The organism is Methanomethylovorans sp. PtaU1.Bin093, from assembly GCF_002067275.1.
Taxonomy (GTDB): domain Archaea; phylum Halobacteriota; class Methanosarcinia; order Methanosarcinales; family Methanosarcinaceae; genus Methanomethylovorans.
In genome coordinates this window covers 1-4,781 of sequence record NZ_MVQX01000097.1, presented here as the reverse complement: position 1 = coordinate 4,781, position 4,781 = coordinate 1, and the positions used below count along the sequence as shown (strand labels likewise).

General features: G+C 47.8%; 2 protein-coding genes. One reads left to right on the top strand and one right to left on the bottom strand.

Annotated elements, in window-relative coordinates; all coding sequences use genetic code 11:
• A partial coding sequence (gene pheA, locus A4E24_RS10610; RefSeq protein WP_292353361.1) for a prephenate dehydratase occupies positions 1-867 on the bottom strand: 867 nt, incomplete at its 3' end.
• A 193-nt stretch (positions 868-1,060) separates the two neighbouring features.
• Here pheA and A4E24_RS10605 point away from each other — a divergent pair.
• On the top strand, positions 1,061-4,781 hold a 3,721-nt coding region (locus A4E24_RS10605), incomplete at its 3' end, for a hypothetical protein (RefSeq protein WP_292353360.1).

The window sequence follows — 4,781 nt, the reverse complement described above, 5'->3', positions numbered from 1 at the left end:
TTTCATCATCCCTGCTTTCGGCAGGATGCTATTTAAAGCATCTTTTATAATAGTATCGCTGATATTTCCTGCGAAGTCTATGTAAAAGACATAATCTCCCAGGATGCGCTTTGAAGGCCTGGATTCAATACGTGTGAGATTGACCTTCCGGCTAGCGAATTCTCCCAGGAGGTCATACAATGCTCCTGGCCTGTCCCTGTCAAGGTAGACTATGATAGAGGTTCTGTGAGGACGATCGCTCTTTGCGGTGTCGGCGGGTTTGGCTGCACTTCCGTTGATAGTCTTCCAGGCAAGGTCATCATCTTCATGTTTTTTCCTGAATACTATGAAACGGGTATGGTTGCTGTTACAGTCCTGAATATTGCAGAGCAGCACGTTCAGTCCGTACATAGTGGCTGACTCCCTGGATGCGATGGCTGCCATCTCCTCGAACTCCGTGGCAAGTTTGGCTGCATGGGAGGTGCTGCCTGTTGTGCGTATCTCCGCATGGGGGAAATGATCCTTGATGAACTGCCTGCACTGTCCTAGTGCCTGGGGATGGGAAAGTATCACCCTTATGTCCTCTAGTTTTCCTTTGGACAGCAGGCAGTGTTCAATAGGCACAACGACCTCTCCTATGATTCGGATATCGTGTTCCATGAGCAGGTCCAGGGTAACGCCCACCGAGCCTTCGATGGAGTTCTCCACAGGTACGATGCCAATATCGGAGGTATTGGTCACAACCGAATCAAAAGTATCGATAATATCATCGCAATATTTAATGGATATATCTTTTGACAGAGGGTAAAAAGTGCGTTCTTGCGTGAGCCACAGGTGGGCAGCTTTATCCGAATATGACCCTCTAGGCCCAAGCACACCAATGATCATAGTGGATAAAATACAACACATGTTATATAATTGTGTAGGGGTGGTATTCAGGTGCTCTTCTCTATATTGATGATCTTATTTTCGGGTTTGAGCCTTTTATTTGTACGGTACTTTATCCGGAATGTGCAAAACCACAATATTTAAATAATTACACTGTAATTAACTTGAAAAAGAACTTATACAGGACAGCACCATGGCAAGGGAATGGAAAAACGGACCGAATGAACTCATCAATGATACTGATGCCTACGTTCCTTTTGCATTGATAGGTATATTCATCCTGCTTTTCTCATTGCTGATGGCAGCAGATCTTACACGCATGGACTATCAGCTTGCAGAGGTTGTATATTCTGGTGATGTTTCAGATCCGCAGCATGATATCCTGGATATGGCATGTGCGGATATATCGCGATGTCTTAACTATGCAGGCATGGAGGCCTTAGAGTGGCAGGGCGAGCATCCTGTCATCCAGCCGGAATATGTTTCCGTGGGATCGTGGAGCAATGAAGGTTATGAGGCCCGTCCTCTGAACAAGGACCTGGAACCGGGAGATACTTTACAGGTGGAAGTGGAACTTCCCTCTAATATCCTGGGAGCCTTGCTTTCTCTTATCAGCAATAAGGACAGGGTGCTTACGGTATATGATGAGAGCGGCAGTTTCAATATGAGCTTTAACTACAACGGGTCCCATAGCTTATGGGGGAGTTCTTCATTCGTACAGGAAATAAAGATACCGGCAGATGTTGCATACGGTTTTGGGTCCGTTGTCCTGAGGGTTGGCAATGATGTACAGGCCACTGACTGGTTCCATGTGGGCACAAATCCCGTCAAGGATATTGTTGCAGCACGTTTCAATGAGCTAATGGAGCACAACTACAGGAACGGTGTACACAGAACAGGAAGATATGTACTGGATGTGAACGATAACATAGCTCTTGAGCAGATCATTATAGGTAAAGTGAACGGGACCCTGAAGAGAAGCATACCACAGGACCATGAGGATTACATTATCCATTATACCCTCACAGTAAAAGACCTTAACTACACACTCACTGATATCGATACAGGCATAAAGAAGAATGGCAGCATGGATATCTTTACACCTGTGGATTCCAGAGAACCGTTGCTGGCGCAGCTCACCGCAGAGTACGAAAGGGAACTCAACACCGGTGTATCACCGGATATTGTACTGGGCCTATCGAATGTGCGTTCTTTCACCTATGGTCCGTGGCAACATTATGCCGGAGGACCGCTGAACATCCTGACAGGTCCTTCCATCGCAGGTTCCGTGAATGCAGGCACGGTATACGGCCAGAAACGTGTTTTTGATGCGGTGGATCCCTGGTCCCTGATGTACACAGGGTACTACAATGGGAAAACTTTGTATCGTGATATAAAAAGAGATACTTCTGATTACGATGCACAGAAAGGTAACCTCTCAACGGTCTATGCCGGATTTGCAACGAACGGTTCCTTCAATATGGATATGGAACAAAGCATGGATAGTTCGATGGAAGATGCGGGTACAAGCCTGCAGAGCGTAGAGGATGATGCTTCTGTGACCATGGCAGTCTCTAACTACACGGCAGCTGTAAAAAATGGCTGGATATTCAATGACCGGATATGGGGTCCTGAAGACCCTGATCTTATACACAATGTGACCCGGACGATCTACAGTGCCGAGGTCATGCCGGAAATATCAAGGAATGGTGTGAATGACAGGCCTGAGGTGCGTGATGTACGGGTTGAGACGGTCTTTGATCCTGATACAGTAATTCTGAGAAAGAGCTTTTCTTTCTATTACCTTACATGGGATGCCGAATATCTTGTATCGCTGTGGCATGAGGGGGCCATTGTACCAGGTTATTCTTTCGGGAACCGAAGCAGGATCAGTTACAGTGAGCGAATAATGAAACCCGGTAGCATCGCGGGCCTGGACATCGCCAACTGGCAGATCACAAATGCAAGGCTTGAACATCGGTCCACTTCTCTGGAGAACCTTAAGGTTACGCCTGTAATGAGGTATGCAGGAAATGATACCCTTCTTAGCACGGAGCGTGAGGGAGGCTTCCTCAACAGTGAATCACACTCCTTTGACTGGGATATCGAGTACATTGTGGAGTTCGATATCAATTCGCAGTGGGAGCTGGATTATGATTATGCATATACGCACATGGGTATCATAGACAGCAGGCATGAAGATGAAAGACTGGGTACGTATGACCATCATACACAACAAACGCATACGGAGCTTGAGACAGAGAACATTACCATTGTCTATCACAAATGCTTCAGGACAAATACCTATGATGGGCTTGCAGACTATGAACAGGCCATTGAAAATGAGTTCAGAGATACCACAGTAAATGTTGGCGGAGTGCAGCTAACAGATACCTGCTGCAGCGATGCAGCAGATAAGTACAGGGAAGCTTATGTGAATATAGCGCAGATAGAAAGGGAATATGGTGTTTATAAAGATGGCACTAATATGCCCCGGCACACCGTTGCATGTGATGTGCCAAAGTGGCTCCCTGGTCTTATGACAAAGGAACTGCTCTCAATGCTCCGTGCAATGGATGATACCGGCCCTTCGCGTACAGTTCCTCTCATGGGTGATAACCTGGGCCGCAATCCTGCAGATCTCTTTTACAAGGCTGCAGAGGACATGGCTCTGGAAATGGAAAATGAAAGAGAGATGTATGTACAGGCAGAAGGTCATTTCACTGGAAATGATCTCACAACCTCCAGCGATGCAGCCCGCATGATCGTAAGGAACGAGGCTTATGAGAAGACCATGCAGGAGCTTGTGGACAGCAATGCGAAAGTAAAAGGTTCTTTAGACGGGTATCTGAACGAGGCTTTTTCGGAAAGGACAGGATCTGCACTTTCCGATCTGCTGGGCGGTCTCTCACCCTCTGAACTGCTGTTCAACAATCCTGCTCTGTCCATGGCAACGAATGCGCTGGCACAGGATATGGGTGTTATCGATACTATGGAAGTTGTAGGCTGGCCGCATAGCAAATACAGCTGGACCGAGAATATGACCCTGCTGGTGGACCAGTACCCTGACTACCTGTACCATGATGAGGGTTTTGACCTGCAGGAGCAGTTCGTATGGGAGGATGAGGTCACAGGCAAGACGATCTATCCTCTGGCAGTACGTAATACATGTGTCTTTTCCGGGGATGTGAGCGGAGAGGTCGCAGACATCATGAAAGGGTGTACAGATCCGGTAAAAACAGCCGTTTCGCAGCAGATGAGCAGTAGCATCCTTGAAGTGAACTCACAGGTAAATGATGTGATCACGCAGATAGGAACTGAAGCCATCAACCTGACACAGGCAGGAGTGAGCACAGATATGCGCCGGCTGAAGGATAACCAGACCAGGCTTGTGAACACCTATGCTGGTCAGCTTCGCATAGATATTCCTGAGCAGATCAGCAGACAGGTCGCTGCTGACCCTGAGCTGTCAGCATGCATACGTCCGGGTCAGGTGGAAATGATCGCTCAGCAGTACCTGGATTCCCTCACTAATGAACAGCTTGTGGCTATGACCTCAGATGATACGCTGGCACTGGAACTTTTAAGCAGGCTCAGGTCTCGCATGGACCTGAACAGTACTGCGATTAGCGGAGAAGCCGATATTGCCCTGCTGCGCCTTGAAGCCGATATGCAGATGGGGGTGTCTGACGGAGTATGTGCGGCTATAGACGTATGCCACGAGACCATAGATGAATGTTTCTCCAACATCGATAAAGAACTGCAGGCAAAGCTTGACGATTCAGCCGATAAACTGACCGGCAAAGCCGCAGAAAAAGTGGAAAAAAGACTGGAAACCGCTATGAGATGCGTGCCCGCAGGTCTTCCCCTGCTGCCTCCGAACTGGGTCTGCACGGTGAACATCTGGGAATATG